Consider the following 17,883-nt stretch of genomic DNA (forward strand, 5'->3'; position numbering starts at 1 on the left):
ATCTCCACTGCTCGCGCCGGAGCGCGAGCCTGGGCGCCCAGCTAGAAGCTAGGAGCTAGCAGCTAGCAGCTGTTCTCAAAGGACTGAATCATGAAACCAGAAGCAACCAGCGTCACCGTACATCTCACCGGCGGCAAAGAAATTTCATTTGAAACCGGAAAGCTCGCCAAACAAGCTGGCGGATCGGCCGTGGTGCGCCTCGGCGAGAACGTCGTGCTCGCCGCCGCAACTTCCAATCCGGATCCGCGCGAAGGCATCGACTTCTTCCCGCTCACCGTCGACTATCGCGAATACACCTACGCTGGCGGACGTTTCCCCGGCGGCTTCATCAAGCGCGAAGGCCGCATGAGCGAGCGCGAAGTGCTTACCAGCCGCCAGATCGATCGACCGGTGCGTCCGATGTTTGCCGAAGGATTTAAGTGCGAGACGCAGGTCATCGCCTTCGTGCTTTCCGCGGACAGTAATAACGACCCTGACGTTCTCGGCATCAACGCCGCCTCTGCCGCTTTGACACTTTCGGACATTCCATTTCTCGGACCGATCGGCGCGGTGCGCGTGGGCATGATCAATGGCGCGTTCGTGGTGAATCCCACGTATGACGAAATGCGCGAGGGACTGCTGAACATCATGGTCGTCGGAACCGCCGACGGCATCGTGATGATCGAGTCTGGCGCGAAAGAAGTGAAGGAAGAGACAGTCGTTGACGCGATCGAGTTCGGCCATACCGAAATCAAAAAGATCTGCGCCGCGCTGAGCGATCTGCGCGCGAAAGTCGGCAAGACGAAGCGCACCGTCGAGCCTCCGCAATTCGACGACGCGTACTACAACGATCTGAAAAAGAAAGTCGGCGCCGAACTCACCGACGCGCTCGACACGAAGAAGCATCCCAAGGCAGAAAGCTACGCGCTCGTCAAAGATATCAAGAAAAAGCTGCAAGCGGAGTTGCCGCCGGACGATGACGAAGCCAAGGACAAACTCAAGCATTATTACGAGACGCTGCGTGAGCGCATTTTCCGCGAGCAGGTAATCAATCAGAAGCGGCGTCCGGATGCGCGGGCATTCGACGAAGTCCGCGAAATCTGGATCGAAGCCGGCGTCCTGCCCAGAACCCACGGCAGCGCCATCTTCACCCGCGGCGAAACCCAAGCCCTGGTTACAACCACTCTCGGTACCAGCGACGACATGCAGCGCCTGGAAGGCTTCGAAGGCGAAGCCAAGAAAAGATTTCTCTTACATTATAATTTTCCTCCGTTTTCGGTGGGAGAGGTTGGGTTTATGCGGGGAGCGGGCCGGCGCGAGATTGGGCATGGGGCGCTGGCGGAGCGGGCCGTGTCGACTGTGTTGCCGACCGAAGACAAATGGCCTTATGCGATGCGCGTGGTTTCCGACATTCTGGAGTCGAATGGATCATCGTCAATGGCAACCATCTGCGGCGCGTCGATTGCGCTGATGGATGCGGGCGTTCCGTTGAAGGCTCCCGTGGCCGGAGTTGCAATGGGACTGGTGAAGGAAGGCGACGAGTACGCCATCCTGACCGACATAGCGGGCGCGGAAGATCATTACGGCGACATGGACTTCAAAGTTGCCGGGACCAGAGACGGCATCACGGCGCTACAAATGGATATTAAAGTTGCCGGCATCACGGCGCAGATCATGCGCGAGGCGCTGGCGCAGGCGCAGCGGGGAAGGATGCACATCCTCGGCAAGATGGAGGAAGTGATCACGACGGGGCGCGAGAAGATTTCCGATTACGCGCCGCGCTTCTACACCGTGCAAATTCCGGTCGACAAGATTCGCGACCTGATCGGGCCGGGCGGCAAGATGATTCGCTCGATCGTGGAGCAGACCGGCGTGAAGATCGACGTGGAGGATTCCGGGCTGGTGAAGGTGGCGTCGAGCGACCAGGAATCGGCGGCGAAGGCGCTCCAGATTATCGGCGACATTACGGCGACGGCCGAGGTAGGAAAAACCTATCTCGGGAAGGTTACGCGGCTGGCCGACTTTGGCGCGTTCGTCGAGATTCTGCCGGGCACCGACGGGTTGCTGCACATCAGCGAAGTGGCCGAGCATCGCATTGCCGATGTGCGCGACGAACTGAAAGAGGGCGATCAGGTTCTGGTGAAGGTGCTGGCGGTGGAAGGCAACCGCATCCGGCTATCGCGCAAAGCGATTCTGAAAGAGCAGCGGGCGAAGATGGGCGGCGGCGAGGCTCCGCCCGTTGATGCTGGGATGGCGCCCGCGCATGGTGGCGATAGTGACGAGCCGGCGCCGGCCATGACGGGTTCGCTGGTGATCGAGGGCGGCGGAGATTTTCCGGATGAGCCGAGCGACGAGCCGAATTTCAATCGCGATGGACCGCCGCACGTGAGTGCCGGCGGCGGCGATCGGCCTCCGCGCCGGGATGGCGGCGGAGATCGCGGACGCGGCGGGCGACCTGGCGGCGGAGGCGGACGCGGCCGGGGACGTGGCGGACGTCCGGGCGGCGGTGGTGGCGACCGCGGGCGGGGCGGGCGTCCGGGCGGCGGCGGTGGTGGCGGGGGACGGCACTAGAACCCTGGGCCACGGATCTTCACAGATTTTCACGGATCAAAACTAACAAGGGCTGCGGCGAATGCTGCGGCCTTTTTTCTTTCCCTGAACCGAACCCCTCAGCCACAGAGGGCACAGAGGCACACCGAGGAATTCAGGGTCACGACTTTGGAATAGTTTTCGTGACAGCGAGCAAGAAGTCGGCGGGAGGTCGCGGTGGCAACACGGAATTGCGGAGTTTGATGCTACAGCGCCTGGTGTAGGCGGCGAACAAATATCACCGAGATTTATTTCCGGGAATCTTCATGGGCATAGCTAAATGCTGCTTTTGCAATAGGTATGCGCGGAGTGCCTGAATGTAGTGAGGAGCTTCTGGTTTTCGTGGCAGTCGGTTTGCTACTTCTCCAAAAGAGCCGAATGGCTCCTGGAGGATTTTTTGTGAAAACACGGATTCAGTCACTTTCATTTCTCGCCACCCTGGCAGTCGTCCTCGGTATGATCTCCTGGGGCAGCATGCTAAATGCGCAATCGACTCCATCGAGTTCCAGCCCGGCCGATCAGGCTCAGCCGGCGCCGACGCCAGATACTCCGCCTACACAACAGCCTGCTCCGACACCAGCGCCTGATGCTACGACTCCTTCGCAGGAAGCGCCTTCCGCGGCTCCTTCGCAGACTCCTTCGCAAACTCCGGATCAGACGCAGACGCCGGACTCGAAGCCGGACACTTCGGCCACCCCGAATGCGACCGATACGCCGAGCGCAGCCGGCACGCAGACGTTCTCCGGTACGGTTGAGAAGTCTGGCGACAAGTATGTGCTGAAGACCGATTCGGGCAAGACCTATGACATCGATCATCAGGACGATGTGAAGAAGTTTGACGGCAAGCGCGTCCGAGTACAGGGCAAGCTGGATGCCAGCGGCACAATGATTCAGGTGAAGTAGGGTTACGATTTTCGGAAAAAAGAGGCGCCGAGGACACCGGGCAAACCGCTCCGTGATCTTCGGCGCCTTTTGTTTGTGGCGGGGAGTATCTGCCAACCTTGGAGAACGGCGAGACATCTAACGCTGGCCCGATTTCGTTCTCATTATCGTTCTCAAGGAGTTGTCATGCGCCGAGGCCGGTGGCGAATTTTTACCTTTGCACTCACTTTAGCAATCATGTTTGGAATGAGCAGCGTGGGGAATGCCGCCGCTTTCAAGGTGCTCTACACATTCGGCACATCCGGGAGTTCCGACGCGGCGCTGCCGGAGGGTCCAATGATCATGGACGCCGCCGGAAATCTTTACGGGACCACCGTCGGCGGGGGACTCTATGGTGGCGGAACGGTCTTTGAGCTGGTGAAGAATTCGACTGGAAGCTGGACGGAGAAGATTCTCTACAACTTCAAAGACGGCGCGGATGGCGGGTTGCCGCTGGGAACGATCGTGTTCGATGCGGAAGGAAATCTGTATGGGGCTGCGTCGCAGGGAGGACTGGTCGATCAGAACTGCACGATCGGTTGCGGAGTGGTGTTTGAGCTGACGCCGTCCTCGGGCGAGTGGACCGAGACTGTGCTGTACACATTTACCGGAATACCGGATGGAGGAATGCCGAGCGGCGTAGTGATGGACGCTGCGGGAAATCTGTATGGTACGACCACGATCGGGGGCGTGGCCAATGCTTGTTCCCTGGGCTGCGGCACGGTGTTCAAATTGATCAAGGCCGACGCTTGGAAGAAAGAAATCCTTCACACATTTTTCAATTATCCGGTTGACGGGGCTTACCCGATTGGGGGAGTGGTATTTGACGCCAAGGGCAACCTTTACGGCACGACCGACGTCGGCGGGTTGTCCGGAGGTTTTGAAGCCGACGGCACAGTCTTTGAGTTATCGCCAGGCGCTTATGGAACGTGGACGGAGAGTATTCTCCATACTTTCTGCTACAGATCGGTTTTTTGCGGCGACGGAAATGGACCAGAAGCGGGAGTGACTTTGGCGAACGGGAAGATTTTCGGCACCACGAATAACGGCGGCCCGAGCGCCGAAGGGACGGTGTTTCAGCTAATACCGGAGAACAAAGGGTGGTCAGTCAGTTACTTCGATTTCGACGACCTCGACGGACTGGGCCCAATGGCTCCGCTCTTGTTTCTGAACCAAAAATTCTATGGGGTTACGTCGCAAGGGGGGATTTCGAATGGAGCTTGTGCGTTGATAAATGGCAACGGAGTGATTTTCGAGGTTGCGCAGCGAGCACAACGCATGAAAGAGAATGTGATCTATGAGTTCACGGGCGGAAATGACGGCTGCGGTCCGAGTGCCGGATTGGTGGCGGATGCGGCCGGGAATTTGTACGGCACGTCGTTTCAGGGCGGCCCGGCGAACGGCGGCGCGGTGTTTGAAGTGACGCCGTGAAGAAAAGCATCGCCTCACGGGGATAGTGTGAGTGGGGGGAAATTGTTTCGGTGGACTGCAAGATTTTCGTGCGGAGGAAACGTTGGATAGGACCGCAGAATCCGGCGAGACAGGATTGGTAATCACGTAGCCCCGGACGCATTCGTCCGGGAGGAGCTAGGCCAGAGCCATCGAAAATCGGGATGCGCGCTGCCGGCCTCGACGGTGATTTTATTTTCTGTTTGAGGGCCAGAGCTTTTCGTGGCGCTTGTCGGCGTTGCCCAGAATCTCAGCATCGATTCCAGTGTGTTTCTTGAGCGCATCCAGGATGTGCAGATAGTCGTGCTTGTCCATGAGCACGAGGGCGACTTTCGGGGCGTCCTGGTCGTGGTAGTCGATCTTGAGCCAATGGTTCTTGGCCTCGGTCAGACCGATTGTGAGTTCGGTAGTGTATTCATAGGAAACTTTGTCGATCTGCCCGTACGGAATGTTCACCGCGGGACCCTTCCTGGGATGTACTTCGACCGCCTTGTCGCCGTCGCTGAAGATCAGGACGGCTTTGACGTGCTGCCCTTTCAGGTTCGGCACCCGAACATGGCGAAACGATGCGTCGTCGGCAAAGCCCAGGGTAGCGATTGCAAAGATTAGAAGAGAGACAAGGACAACTCGTTTCACGATACAGAAAGTATATCGTGCCGCTAATCTCAGCCAGCCTGCCGCAGCCAAGTCGAATGGGGTGCCTTATTTTCTCGCGCCTTTTGCGAGAAGTGGGGCTTTTGGCGGATGGCTGATAGCTGACGGCTGAAAGCTCCTTCCACTAAAATCAAGCCGTCCCCGTCCCATGGCCTTGCGAGAGTCAGAAGCGATTGTGCTGCGCAGCTATCCGCTGCGCGAGGCCGATCTGCTGGTTACGCTGTTCACGCGCGTGGAGGGCAAAGTTCGTGGTGTGGCGCGGTCGGCCAAGAAATCCAAACGGCGCTTCGGCGGAGCCCTCGAACCGCTGACGTATGTGCGTGCGTTTTACGATGTCCGCGAGCGCCAGGAATTGGCGCGCCTCGATTCCTGCGAAGTTCTCGAATCTCCCATGGCGTCGGAGGTCAGCTACGCGCGGGCCGTCGCCCTGGGCCACATTGCCGAATTGCTGGACGAACTTCTCCCCGACCATGAGGCCAACGATGCGATCTTTCGTCTCACACTTTCCGTGTTGCACGTTCTGAACGGGCCCGAAATCTGGATGCCCATCACGTACTTCGATTTGTGGTTGACGCGACTGGTCGGCTTTCTTCCGGAGTTGACGGAGTGCACGGTTTGCGGCCGCAGCCTGAACGGCAGCCGCGCCTATTATCACGCGCTGGCCGACGGCCTGATGTGTCCTGACGACAAACGCCTGGCCTCGTCCGAAATCTCCAGCGACTCGCGCACGCTGGCGGCGCAGATGTTTCGCGCCCCAGTAGAGAATGTTTCAGCGACGCCGTGGCCGAAGTCGCAAGCCGCCGACCTGCGGAAATTTCTGATTCAAATCCTGCAGCGCCATTTGGAAAAAAAACTAGTCACGGCGGGGATGCTGGAGAAAGGCGGATTTTAGCGGCTTGCACATCCGGCCTTCTCGTTGCAGGGCCGGTTCGCCTTGGGGGGGTGACTACTTGGTTCGCGGCCCTCAATTCTTGTCGCCAAACCCGTGCTTGCTCTTACAGACCTTGCAGTAACGCGCTTCTTCGGTATTGTCCACGCGGTGGCACACAGGTTTCAGAGTTCTGAGGTAAGCGAAGATGGACTTCAAGTCGTCGTCAGTCAAATTGCGAAAAAATCCCCAGGGCATAATATTCGACAACGGACGCGCCTGCACCGATCCAGTGCGAATGGTTGTGATGAACATCTTTTCGTCGAAATATCCTATGCCCGAGGGATCGGGCGTCAAGTTGAGCGAAGCCACGGAAACCATCTTGACCGGATCTGGCCCCCAGGGCCCGGTGAGTACCTGGCCACCGGCGAGGTCCATCCCAGGAATCGGATTGCCCTGCTCGTCCGTGGGCGTATGGCAAGCGGCGCAATGCCCTGCATTCACCAGATATTTCCCGTACGCAACCCGGTCCGACTTATCCGGCTGCGGCACCGACGACGCCTGTGGCAGCGGCTGAAAAGTTTTCCGAATGTCGTCGGTGAGGACGATCTTCGGCCGCTCGATGTGCACTGGGGCTACCGAGCGCACGTAGACGATCGCCGACGCTAAGTCCTCGTCGGAGAGGTTGCGGAAAAACGCGTAGGGCATCAGGGGGGAAAGAGTTCGCCCATCATGACCAATGCCGCGGCGCAGCGCGCGCACAAAATCCGCGTCCTTCCATTTCCCCGCGCCGTAATCCGGATCGGGAGAGATGTTCGGCGCCACTACGCGATTCGGCTCCGGCAGATCCATTTCAGCGTTGGGAAAGACGAAGCCGCCGCCGGTCTTGCCCCGCACCGGCACCGCCGGGCGCTTGGTGAAATCGATCTCGGAGTGGCATCCCCAACACTGCAGCAGGCCTTCGACCAAGTACTTGCCGCGCGCCAGTCGCTCCGGCGTGCGCGGGATCGTGTTCATTTCCAGAATCGATGCCGTAGGCTTGGCGGCAGCAACGACCGACGCTTTTTGGTTGGTGTTACAGAGACAGATAAGGAAAAGCACAACCACAGCCGCAGGAATCCGCAGGGATATCCTGTTCCGCTCGCTCATGCACGCCCCCAGTGGCTAGGTTGAATGCGAGGTTCAATAGCGAATCAATTATTTTCGCCGCGCAAGTATACAGCAGAGAACTGCCGGCGCAATAAAATCTTGTTCGCCCGTTTCAATCTGGCCAGTTTCAAGTTGAGCACGTCTCTCGCCCCTCAAGGCTGACGGCTGAGGTCTGCATCCATTACAATCGTGGATTAACCTGCTGCGCTCCCAACGGCACTGTAAGGCAGCCTCTAGCTCCTGGCCACTAGCTCCTGCGAAGGCAGCCGTAAGTTTTGCTAGAAGCTAGGAGCCAGCAGCTAGAAGCATTCATTCATGACTCCAGCCACTTCCAACCCGCTTACGTTTCAGGAACTCATCCTGCGCCTGCAGGCATTTTGGGCGGAGCGCGGATGCGTGTTGCAGCAGCCTTATGACGTGGAAGTGGGCGCAGGGACCATGGCTCCGGAGACTTTTCTCCGCGTGCTGGGGCCGAAGCCTTACAAGGTTGCGTACGTGCAGCCATCGCGGCGCCCAGCGGACGGGCGCTACGGCGAGAATCCCAACCGGCTATTCAAGCACATGCAGTTGCAGGTAATTCTGAAGCCGCCGCCGGAGAACGTGCAGGAGTTATATCTGGAGTCTCTGGGTGCGATTGGCATCGATCTGCGCCAGCATGACATCAAGTTCGAAGAAGACAACTGGGAAGCGCCGACGCTCAGCGCGTGGGGCGTGGGTTGGCAGGTCATGCTCGACGGGCTGGAGATCACGCAGTTTACTTATTTTCAGCAATGCGGCGGTGTGGATCTGTTTCCGATTTCTGCGGAGCTAACGTACGGCCTCGAGCGCATCGGCGCGTTCTTGCAGGATGTGGACTCGATCTACGACATCGTGTGGGCGCGCGAGCCGGATACTGGCGCGGTGGTGAAATACGGCGACGTGCGGCTGGCGGAGGAGCAACAGTTCTCCGTCTACAACTTCGAGTTGGCCGATGTGGCGAAGGCGTGGCAACACTTCGATTTGTGTGAGGCGGAGTGCAAGGAGCTGATCCAAGAGTATGCAGCATTGGCAGGAAACAAGGCGAGCGGGGACGGGGTCCTGTGCAACAAACAAAGATTTCCGCTGCTGGGGGCCTACGATCTGTGTTTGAAGTGCTCGCACCTGTTCAACATTCTCGATGCGCGTGGTGCGATTTCGGTAACCGAGCGCGTCGGTGTGATCGCGCGTGTGCGAGCGTTGGCGGTCGGGATCGCGAAGGCCTGGGTGGATCAGCAGAAGAGCGAAGCGGCTGCTGCGTCGGAAAAATCCGACGAGCCCGAACCTGTGCGTGAGAAAAAACCGAAGGCGAAGAAAGAAGCGCTGTCGCCGGTTGTTAGTTAGCTCAACCGACTGTCATCCTCATCATTTTCGGGTTGAAATAGAAATCAGTTCTTTCATGCCAGACTTTCTATTAGAAATCGGGTGCGAAGAGATTCCGGCGCGGATGATTGCGGCGGCGTCGGAGGAGTTGCGGTCACGCGTGGCTGCGTTGTTAACTCGGGAGCGACTGGCGGGAGGCGAGGTCATACATTTCGATTCGCCGCGCCGGCTGGCGGTGTTGGCGGGCGGCATCGCCGCATCGCAGGCCGACGTGGTCGAGCAAGTTACGGGGCCGTCGGTCAGCGTCGCATATAAAGAGGGGCAGCCGACGGCCGCGGCTCATGCGTTCGCCAAAAAATCCGGCGTCGAGGTAACGCAGCTCGAACGAGTGATCACGCCGAAGGGCGAATACATCGCGGCGAGAGTCACAAAAAAAGGGCGTAGCGCGGCGGAGATTCTTGCCGAGGGCCTGCCCAAAGAACTCTCCACCATCTACTGGCCGAAGAATATGTATTGGCAGAAGTCGAACGAACGCTTTGTTCGTCCGGTGCGCTGGTTGGTGGCAATGCTGGATGAAGAAACGATTCCGATAGAGTTCGACGGGATTCGCGCTGGGAAGAACTCGCGCGGACATCGCATTCTGAAACCTGGCGAAGTGACGATCCCGCGCGCAGGGCCGGCCTATTTTGATTTGCTGCGAGGGGCAAAGGTGCTGGGACGTGACGAGCGCGAGCATCAGATTCGTAAGGCGCTTGATGCTGCGACGCGCGCCATTCCCGGCGCGCGCTGGCGCGAAGATAAGGCATTGCTCGATACCGTAGTGAATCTCACGGAATTTCCGTCGGCGATTCTGGGAAGTTTCGATCCCCAGTTTCTGGAATTGCCGGAAGAAGTTCTGGTCACGGTGATGCGCGACCACCAGAAATATTTTGCGGTGGAAGATGCGGAGGGAAAACTGGCTCCGCATTTCCTGGCCGTGCTGAATACTGACAGCGATTCGCAAGGACTTATCCGCCACGGCAACGAACGCGTGCTGCGAGCGCGCTTCAATGACGCGCGATTTTTCTGGCAGACCGATCAGAAGAAATCTCTACTTGAACGACTCGACCTGCTGAAACACGTTACCTTTCAAAAAGACCTGGGGAGTTACTTCGACAAGACGCAGCGCGTGCAGCGACTGTGCAGTTGGTTGAGCGAAATTCTTAAACATGCGGGCATCACGGTGCGCCCGGGCGTGATTCACAAGGCGGCATGCCTTTCGAAGGCGGATCTGACTACCGAACTGGTAAAAGAATTTACCGAGTTGCAGGGCGTTGTGGGCGGGCTCTATGCGCGGGTGCAGCAACTGGACGATAGTTTGCCGGAAGCGACGCGGATGGCGATCGCGGATGCGATTTACGACCACTACAAGCCGGAGTCGACGGACGACGAGGTGCCGCGATCGCTCGAAGGCGCCGTGCTGTCGATCGGCGACAAGGCCGATACGATTGCCGGAATGTTTGCGCTGGGGTTGGTGCCGAGCGGATCGAAGGATCCGTTTGCACTACGGCGGCAGGCCAATGGGATCGTGAAAGTTCTCGCGGAAAAGAAATTGCCGTTGCGGCTGGGCGAACTGATGCGCGATGCGCGCGCGGGATATCAGCGGTCGGAGGCGGAGAAGAAGTTTGTTGCGGAGGAAAAGTATTCCGAGTCGATTGCGAGCTTCTTCCGCGAGCGGCTGGAGTTTTATCTGCGCGATGTATGCGGGTATGCCTACGATGTGGTGAAAGCCGTGCTGGCGGCGGATTGGGAAGACGTCGTGGACGCGGTGCGGCGGGCTGAGGCGGTGAAGCAGGTATTGCATATGCCGGAGTTTCAGGCGATTGGCGCAGCGTGCAAGCGCATACGGAATATTCTTAGGCAGTCGGAAGAGAAGGGAATTGCGCCGGCGGCAAGATTTCAAGCTCTGCCGGGTTCGGCCGAAGAAGAGAAGAGCTTAATCGCGTATCTGGAACGGACAGGCGTTCGCGTGGAAGAGCACCGGCGCAAGAAGGAGTATCTAGACGCGCTGCGGTTGCTGTCGACCGCACGGGAACCGGTGGACGCGTTCTTCGACAAAGTGATGGTGATGGTCGATGACGAACGAGTGCGGGCGAACCGATTGGCTTTGTTGCAGACATTGTTGAAGGAGTTTTCGACGATCGCGGATTTTTCCGAGATCGTGACGGAAGGGAAGGCGTAATGCGCTGAACGCAATCGTCCGCGATATCCGCGGGACGGATCTTGGCAGAAATTCCTCGTGGGGCCTCTGGTAGCGCATAGGTACATGGGGTCCTTCGACTGCGTTGCCGTCCGCTTCGCGGCCGGCAACTTCGCTCAGGATGACAGCGCGAGATTAGATTTCACAAAAGTGCAATTGAAAAATCGGCAACACACAAAGGACTCATATGGCGACGATGACTCTCCCGGAAACGGAAGCTAAGGAAAATAAGAAGGGCGCAACCAAGTATGTTTACTTTTTCGGCGGCGGCAAGGCCGATGGCAACGGCAAGATGAAGGATGTGCTGGGCGGCAAGGGCGCCGGGCTGGCGGAGATGACCAATGCCGGGCTGCCCGTGCCTCCGGGGTTCACCATTCAGACGGAAGCCTGTCGCGAGTATATGAAGACCGGCGCCACTTCGAAAGAAGTTGAGCGGCAGATGGATGAGGCGCTGGCCAAGTTGGAAGAGTTGCAGGGGCAGAAGCTGGGGACGGGCGAGAATCCGCTGCTGGTGAGCGTGCGCTCCGGCGCGAAGTTCTCCATGCCCGGGATGATGGATACGATTCTCAACCTTGGGTTGAACGACAAGAGCGTCGAAGCTCTGGCCAAGCGCAGCAACAATCCGCGCTTCGCCGCGGACTCCTACCGGCGATTGATTCAAATGTTCGGCAACGTCGTGCTCGACATTGAGAAGTCGGAATTCGATGAAGTGTTTGACGCCAAGAAAAAACAGAAGAAGACTAAGCTCGACACCGATCTCGACGCCAAGGCGTTGCAGGAAGTGATCGTCGAATATAAGAAAGTCGTGAAGAAGCACGCCAAGCGCGACTTTCCGCAGGATCCGCGGGAACAGTTGGTGATGGCGCGCGATGCCGTGTTCCGCTCGTGGCTCAACGATCGCGCGAAGCACTATCGCCGCATTAACAATATCGACGACATGCTGGGAACCGCGGTCAACGTGCAGGCTATGGTTTATGGCAACCTGGGCGACACCAGCGGCACGGGCGTGGGCTTCACGCGCAACCCCGCGATCGGGACGAAAGAGTTTTACGGCGAGTTCCTGCTAAACGCGCAGGGAGAAGATGTGGTTTCGGGGGTGCGCACGCCGGTGCCGATCCTTGAATTGCGGAAGATCATGCCGGATGTCTACGACCAGCTGCGCGACATTACCACGCGGCTCGAAAAACATTACAAAGACATGCAGGATTTCGAGTTCACCATTCAGGACGGCAAGCTCTACATGCTGCAGACGCGCAACGGCAAGCGCACGGGGCTGGCCGCGGTTCGCGTGGCGATTCACATGGTGGAGGAAGGACTGATCACGAAGGAAGAAGCGATTTTCCGGGTCGAGCCGAATCAGTTGTATGACTTCCTGGTGCCGCGACTGGATGAGAAGAGCACAAAGGTAGAAGTGCTGGCTACGGGACTGCCGGCGTCGCCGGGCGCGGCGGTGGGGCGGATCGTATTCACCGCCGATGAAGCGGTGAAGATGGCGGGACACGATGCGGCGAAGAATCCGGTGATTCTGGTGCGCGCGGAAACGACGCCGGAAGATATTCATGGCATGGAAGTGGCGAAGGGGATTCTCACTTCGCGCGGGGGCATGACCAGTCACGCTGCGGTGGTTACGCGCGGTATGGGCAAGTGTTGCGTGGCGGGCGCGGGCGACATCGACGTGAATGAGAAGGCGCGCGAGATGCGGGTTAAGGGTCAAACCTTTAAAGAGGGCGACTGGATTTCGCTCGACGGCACGACGGGGCGCGTGATCAAGGGAAAGCTGGGCACGCTCGATCCTTCTCCGGATGATCCGGAGCTGCAAAAGTTCATGCAGTGGGCCGATCCGTTCCGCAAGATGAAAGTGCGCGCCAATGCGGACATTCCGCGTGATGCGATTCAGGCGCGGACATTTGGAGCAGAAGGCATAGGGCTCTGCCGCACCGAGCACATGTTTTTTGGGGAAGACAAGATTCGCCACATGCGCGCCATGATTCTCGCGGATAACGAGAAGGACCGCCGGTTGGCACTCAAGAAATTGTTGCCGCTGCAACGTGCGGATTTTGCGGGAGTCTTCAAGGCGATGGACGGGTTGCCGGTCACTATCCGGACACTCGATCCTCCGTTGCACGAGTTCCTGCCGCGTCGCGAAGACTTGATGGTCGAGATCGCGACCTTCCAGTATGCCGATGCGAAGGCGAAGAAGGCGCTGGTGGCGCGGTACGCCGATTATGGCGCGAAGGGCGTCGGCGATCTGAAGAAACTGTTGCCGACGCTGTTGGCGCGGGTGGAGCAGTTGCACGAGTTCAATCCCATGCTTGGGCATCGCGGATGCCGGCTGGGCATCACGTATCCCGAAATTACCGAGATGCAGGCGCGGGCGATTTTCGAGGCGGCGGTTGATGTCACGAAGAAGGGCGTGAAGGTGCTGCCGGAAGTGATGATTCCGCTGGTGGCCACGGTGAAAGAGATGGCGAATCAGGCGGCGATTGTGCGTCGCGTCGCTGATGAAGTATTCAAGGAGAAGGGAACGAAGGTCGAGTACCTCGTCGGCACCATGATCGAGTTGCCGCGGGCGGCGCTGGTGGCGGATGAGATCGCGAAAGAGGCTGAGTTCTTCTCGTTCGGCACCAACGACCTGACGCAGACTACGTTTGGCTTCTCGCGCGATGACGTCAACAAGGTGCTGCCGACGTATCTGGCGGAGGGCATCTTGAAGCAGGATCCGTTTGCCGCGCTCGATCAGGAGGGCGTTGGACAACTGGTGAAGATGGCTACGGAGCGCGGGCGGAAGACGCGGCCGACGTTGAAAGTCGGAATCTGCGGAGAACACGGCGGCGAACCGTCGTCGGTTGAGTTCTGCTACCGGACCGGGCTGAACTATGTTTCGTGCTCACCATTCCGCGTGTTGACGGCGCGGTTGGCGGCGGCGCAGGCGGCCGCTGCTGAAACGTTAAAGGTTGAGGGTGGAAGAACGAAATAAAACTTTAACCACAGAGGGCACTGAGGATCACAGGATAATGCAATTCTGTGATTCTCTGTGCCTTCTGTAGTTATTGCACTTTTTGCAGGCGCGCGATTAGTTTTTGAGGGAGGCTCTCTTCCGACTCTGACCATAGTCGGCGCGATGTGGCTCTGGTGTTCATCTCCGCTTTCTTCGTGAATTCCACCAGCTTGGTGACGTTGTCGCGAATCTTCGCCTGATTTTGTTCGGTGAGTTCGACGTTCTCCTGCACGAAAAGTGAGTCGAGGCCGAAATCGATTTCGATGTGGCCGGTCTCCTGATAAGTTCCGTCGTCGAACTCTTCGCCTTGCACGATAAACTTCACCAGGCTGGGGATGAGCCGCCATTCCTTGGAGTTCACGTCTTGCCCCCGCGCATCTTTGCCGCCGCCATCTGGGGCGTTCTCGGCTGGCGTCCAGAGATCCCAATAGGTGTCGAAAACATAGGCATAGTCGTCATGAATGAGATCGGCTGCGACGACGACGGCTTCCTCGGGCGAGATTCCGGGAGAGAAGCGGCGTTCCAGAACGCTGGCTTCGTTCCACGAGACGGGCTGTACGGCTGCATAAGTGACGCCGGGACGCTGGTCCGAAAAAGGGAACTGCTGCAGCAGGGCGAACATGTGGGGCAGCATAGCCGGCCCGGAAAAGTCGGGAAACCAGAGACTCAGAAATAGAGGATCGGCCATAGAGTTTGCGGGCTCGCAGAATTATTGTAATGCGTGGATAGCGGTTGGCTGGTGGTCATTTGCGGCAAGGAAATCGTTACGTCGGCTAATCAGCCAGGAGCGAGTGGCGCTCGGCTAAGGGCAAGGCGCTGATGGAATCGCGGCCGACAGGATCCGAGGCGGGGACTGGAATCGTGGCTTTGATCAAAGTGCCATCGAGGTCGGATTCGATCTCAAGGAAGCCGTCCAGTTCTTTGAGTCTCTCCCGGATGCCGGCCAGGCCGACGCCGACGTTTCCAGTCTTCCAGAAACGATCCAGCACTTCTCGCGGAACGCCCATGCCGAAGTCCTTTATGGTAAGGACGACGCGGGATTTCTCGGCGACTACGGCGACTTCTACGGTGCGGCTGCCAGAGTGGCGATGAACGTTGGTGAGAGCTTCCTGCATGATGCGGAACAGGGCGGTCTCGATTCGGCGGGAAAGCCGATAGGGGTGTTCGGGCAGGTGAAGCTGGGTGGCGATGCCGCTTCTCTTGCCAAAGCCCTCCACATACCATTTGGCGGCCGAAACAAATCCAGCTTCGTCGAGCAGCGGAGGATGCAAAAGGTGCGAAAGAGTTCGAGTGTCGGCGATGGAGCGATTGACGAGACTTTGTGCGTCCCGCAAAAGGGCGCATTCGGTGGGGAGTTCCTGAGCGAGCATGTCGAGGCAGATCTTGGCGGCGGCGAGGTCCTGGCCGAGACTGTCGTGGAGTTCGCGGGCGATGCGGCGGCGTTCCTCGTCCTGCACGCGCAGAAGTTCCGCCGAGAGCCGGCGCAGCGCTGCGGTGCGGTGCTCGACCAGGGATTCGAGAACATCATGCGCGCGCTGGAGCGCTTGTTCCGCCACCCCCCGTTCCCGCAGATGATCGCGGACCTCATATTGCCGGCGGCGGGCCAGAAGCGCGCTGCGCACGGCGCTGATCAAAGTGACCGGGCGCAACGGGCGTTCCAGCAGGGTCACGTTGCCGAGAGGCGCGCGTGAGCGTACGGCTAGCTCGGTGGTGAGTGTACTTAGTCCGGTTCCGGTGAGTACGATCACGGGAAAGTCGGACCAGGGAGGCTGCGCCGAGAGTTTTTTCGCCAATGCTACGATCGCCGCGCTCTGAAGAACTTCTTCGGTAATGATGGCAGCGCCGGCGTGCTCTGAAATGGCCGCTTCGAATTCCGAAAACGTGCTCAGCGAGCAAATGGGCAGCGCCGACTGACGCAGCACACGTTCAATGAGTATTGCGTCTTTGCCAAAGGGTGCAAAGACCAACACTTGCAGATCGAGCACGGCGGAATTAGTCATTGGCGGAACCTGGTCCGAGAATAGGAGCCAGAGAAGTCGGAGCTCCCGACAAAATTCCCTGGAAATCCGACAGCGGCGCACCCACCCTGATTGTTTTTGGACCCAACTGGAGCTCGCGAATCGAGCGTTCGTGGCTGCCGCTGCGTTTTTTCATCATGGAGATAGCCTGGCGAACCTGGCCATGTGTTTCGAAGTAACGCAGGACCAAAATGTTGTCCGCCAGATAACTCACATCGATGGGACTTTGCATGGCGCTACCTACCAAACCCATTTGCGCCAGCACCAGCAAGGTCAATATCTCCCGATTGTTCAAATAGGTGAGCAGTTCGTGAAGATGAAGTGCGAGAAACTGCTCACCCGGCATGGCCTGTAAAAAGCCGTTGAGACTGTCGATGAGAACGGCCTGAACTCCGTCATTCTCGACCGATTGCCGCACCATGTGGACGAATTCGCCCGGAGAGACCTCCGCGGGGTCGATGTGTTCGATTTTCATGCGGCCGGATTGGATCAGAGGCTTGAGGTTCATCCCCAGGCCGGCGGCGCGGCCTATCAGGGTGTTGAGAGTTTCTTCAAAAATGAAGGCAGCGGATTTTTCTCCGCGCTCGGCGGCGGTGGTCAGCCAACGGAGAGCAATGGTGGTTTTGCCGCATCCCGCAGGTCCAATCAGCAGGGTGCTGGTGCCGCGGCCGAGCCCTCCGCCCGCCAGAGTGTCGAGTTCGGGAATGCCGCTCGGCGCCACGCTAATTTCTTCCTGAGTGCTGGCGTATTCCGCAGCGACCAGCCGGGGAAAAACGCACACGCCTCCGGTGCGAATCAGATAATCGTGAAAGCCTTCCCGAAAAGCGCAGCCGCGGAGTTTGGTGACCTCGACCCGGCGCATGGTCTTGCCATACTCGCGCGACACTCGGGTCATAGTGATAACGCCATGCACAATACTGTGCAGCTCGAGATCGGTGTAGCTGCTGCTGCGGTCATCGAGCAGCAATACCGTGCAGTCTTTTGGGGCGTACTCTTTCAGAGAGAGAATCTGGCGGCGGTAAAGCAAAGGATCTTTCGCGAGCATGCGCACTTCCGACAGGGCATCGATAACCAGCCGAGAAGGCTTCTTAAGATCCACTTCGGCCATGATGGTTTGCACACGATCGTTAAGCTCGATCTCGGCAGGATAGAAAACGGTGTACTGGCCCTCGGGCTTAAGGTCTTCCTCGCTGGGCCTGACTTCAAGGATGTCGATGCCATCCAGTCGGAGTCCATGCACCCGGCCAACTGTGAGCAGTTCATCGCGAGACTCGGAAAGCGTGACATAGAGAGCTTTCTCGCCGCGGCGAATTCCTTCCTCGATAAACTGAAGGGCAAGGGTGGTCTTGCCGGTGCCGGGTTCGCCTTCGATGAGATAAGAATGGCCGGTGGGGAATCCCCCGCCCAGCACGTCGTCCAGGCCTACACATCCTGAACTACAGCGAGCGACCGCGAGTGCCAGTTGCCGATCTAGCATGAGTTAGCCTTTGCGTTTTTCCTTTCAGTGTGTGGACGCATGCACACCCCATGACCACAAGCGCCGCAGCCCTATTTTTTGGATCAAGGCCGGTCTCGTAAATACATTGATCTATGTATGTTTGGATCCAGATGTATTTGCACGTCAGGTTAGGGGGTGAGTCTGATGATCGGACTCGTCCGCTAGCGATCAGACTGACCCACT

At 58.4% G+C, this 17,883-nt stretch carries 12 protein-coding genes; 7 read left to right on the forward strand and 5 right to left on the reverse strand.

The annotated features are described in order from the left end of the window. Positions 1–90 precede the first annotated feature (90 nt). The 3 genes from pnp (at position 91) to VGM18_19770 (ending at position 4,920) form a co-directional block, all read left to right on the forward strand. Positions 91–2,550, forward strand: a complete 2,460-nt coding sequence (pnp, locus tag VGM18_19760) for a polyribonucleotide nucleotidyltransferase (GenBank protein HEY3975249.1) — start codon at positions 91–93, stop codon at positions 2,548–2,550. Between the two features lie 417 nt (positions 2,551–2,967). Next, positions 2,968–3,471, forward strand: a complete 504-nt coding sequence (locus VGM18_19765; GenBank protein HEY3975250.1) for a DUF5818 domain-containing protein — start codon at positions 2,968–2,970, stop codon at positions 3,469–3,471. Between the two features lie 216 nt (positions 3,472–3,687). Continuing rightward, positions 3,688–4,920 carry a choice-of-anchor tandem repeat GloVer-containing protein gene (locus tag VGM18_19770; protein ID HEY3975251.1) on the forward strand — a complete coding sequence of 411 codons (1,233 nt, stop codon included), beginning with the start codon at positions 3,688–3,690 and terminating at the stop codon, positions 4,918–4,920. Between the two features lie 210 nt (positions 4,921–5,130). On the opposite strand, the gene VGM18_19775 is transcribed toward VGM18_19770, so the two are convergent. Continuing rightward, positions 5,131–5,574, reverse strand: coding sequence for a hypothetical protein (locus VGM18_19775; protein ID HEY3975252.1), 444 nt, complete (start codon positions 5,572–5,574; stop codon positions 5,131–5,133). Between the two features lie 166 nt (positions 5,575–5,740). Between VGM18_19775 and recO the strand changes: the two genes are divergently transcribed. Next, positions 5,741–6,484, forward strand: coding sequence for a DNA repair protein RecO (gene recO / locus VGM18_19780; GenBank protein ID HEY3975253.1), 744 nt, complete (start codon positions 5,741–5,743; stop codon positions 6,482–6,484). 72 nt (positions 6,485–6,556) lie between these two features. Here recO and VGM18_19785 read toward each other — a convergent pair whose 3' ends face one another. Continuing rightward, positions 6,557–7,609 (reverse strand): cytochrome c, encoded by a 1,053-nt coding sequence (locus tag VGM18_19785; GenBank protein HEY3975254.1) that lies wholly within the window; start codon positions 7,607–7,609, stop codon positions 6,557–6,559. A gap of 315 nt (positions 7,610–7,924) precedes the next feature. Here VGM18_19785 and VGM18_19790 point away from each other — a divergent pair, with 315 nt between their 5' ends. From VGM18_19790 to ppdK, 3 genes are all read left to right on the forward strand, one after another. Continuing rightward, positions 7,925–8,968: a glycine--tRNA ligase subunit alpha gene (locus VGM18_19790; protein ID HEY3975255.1), complete on the forward strand. Its 1,044-nt coding sequence runs from the start codon at positions 7,925–7,927 to the stop codon at positions 8,966–8,968. Positions 8,969–9,023: 55 nt separating this feature from the next. Then, complete coding sequence (glyS, locus tag VGM18_19795) at positions 9,024–11,168, forward strand: glycine--tRNA ligase subunit beta (protein HEY3975256.1); 2,145 nt, start codon at positions 9,024–9,026, stop codon at positions 11,166–11,168. A 205-nt stretch (positions 11,169–11,373) separates the two neighbouring features. Next, the gene (ppdK, locus tag VGM18_19800; GenBank protein HEY3975257.1) at positions 11,374–14,163 is read left to right on the forward strand and encodes a pyruvate, phosphate dikinase; all 2,790 of its coding nucleotides are present in this window, start codon (positions 11,374–11,376) and stop codon (positions 14,161–14,163) included. A gap of 70 nt (positions 14,164–14,233) precedes the next feature. Here the strand turns inward: ppdK and VGM18_19805 are convergent, their stop codons facing one another. The 3 genes from VGM18_19805 to VGM18_19815 form a co-directional block, all read right to left on the reverse strand. Next, positions 14,234–14,872, reverse strand: coding sequence for a hypothetical protein (locus VGM18_19805; protein HEY3975258.1), 639 nt, complete (start codon positions 14,870–14,872; stop codon positions 14,234–14,236). A gap of 85 nt (positions 14,873–14,957) precedes the next feature. After that, positions 14,958–16,184: an ATP-binding protein gene (locus VGM18_19810; GenBank protein HEY3975259.1), complete on the reverse strand. Its 1,227-nt coding sequence runs from the start codon at positions 16,182–16,184 to the stop codon at positions 14,958–14,960. Further along, positions 16,177–17,679, reverse strand: a complete 1,503-nt coding sequence (locus VGM18_19815) for an ATPase domain-containing protein (protein ID HEY3975260.1) — start codon at positions 17,677–17,679, stop codon at positions 16,177–16,179. The genes VGM18_19810 and VGM18_19815 overlap by 8 nt, the downstream gene beginning before the upstream one ends. Positions 17,680–17,883 lie beyond the last annotated feature (204 nt).

This window comes from Candidatus Sulfotelmatobacter sp. (assembly GCA_036500765.1).
Lineage (GTDB): Bacteria > Acidobacteriota > Terriglobia > Terriglobales > Acidobacteriaceae > Sulfotelmatobacter.

Coding starts and splice junctions, on each gene's coding strand:
- VGM18_19810 (HEY3975259.1), bottom strand. CDS start 16,184: ATGACTAATTCCGCCGTGCTCGATCTGCAAGTGTTGGTCTTTGCACCC.
- pnp (HEY3975249.1), top strand. CDS start 91: ATGAAACCAGAAGCAACCAGCGTCACCGTACATCTCACCGGCGGCAAA.
- VGM18_19805 (HEY3975258.1), bottom strand. CDS start 14,872: ATGGCCGATCCTCTATTTCTGAGTCTCTGGTTTCCCGACTTTTCCGGG.
- VGM18_19790 (HEY3975255.1), top strand. CDS start 7,925: ATGACTCCAGCCACTTCCAACCCGCTTACGTTTCAGGAACTCATCCTG.
- ppdK (HEY3975257.1), top strand. CDS start 11,374: ATGGCGACGATGACTCTCCCGGAAACGGAAGCTAAGGAAAATAAGAAG.
- recO (HEY3975253.1), top strand. CDS start 5,741: ATGGCCTTGCGAGAGTCAGAAGCGATTGTGCTGCGCAGCTATCCGCTG.
- VGM18_19815 (HEY3975260.1), bottom strand. CDS start 17,679: ATGCTAGATCGGCAACTGGCACTCGCGGTCGCTCGCTGTAGTTCAGGA.
- VGM18_19770 (HEY3975251.1), top strand. CDS start 3,688: ATGTTTGGAATGAGCAGCGTGGGGAATGCCGCCGCTTTCAAGGTGCTC.
- glyS (HEY3975256.1), top strand. CDS start 9,024: ATGCCAGACTTTCTATTAGAAATCGGGTGCGAAGAGATTCCGGCGCGG.
- VGM18_19785 (HEY3975254.1), bottom strand. CDS start 7,609: ATGAGCGAGCGGAACAGGATATCCCTGCGGATTCCTGCGGCTGTGGTT.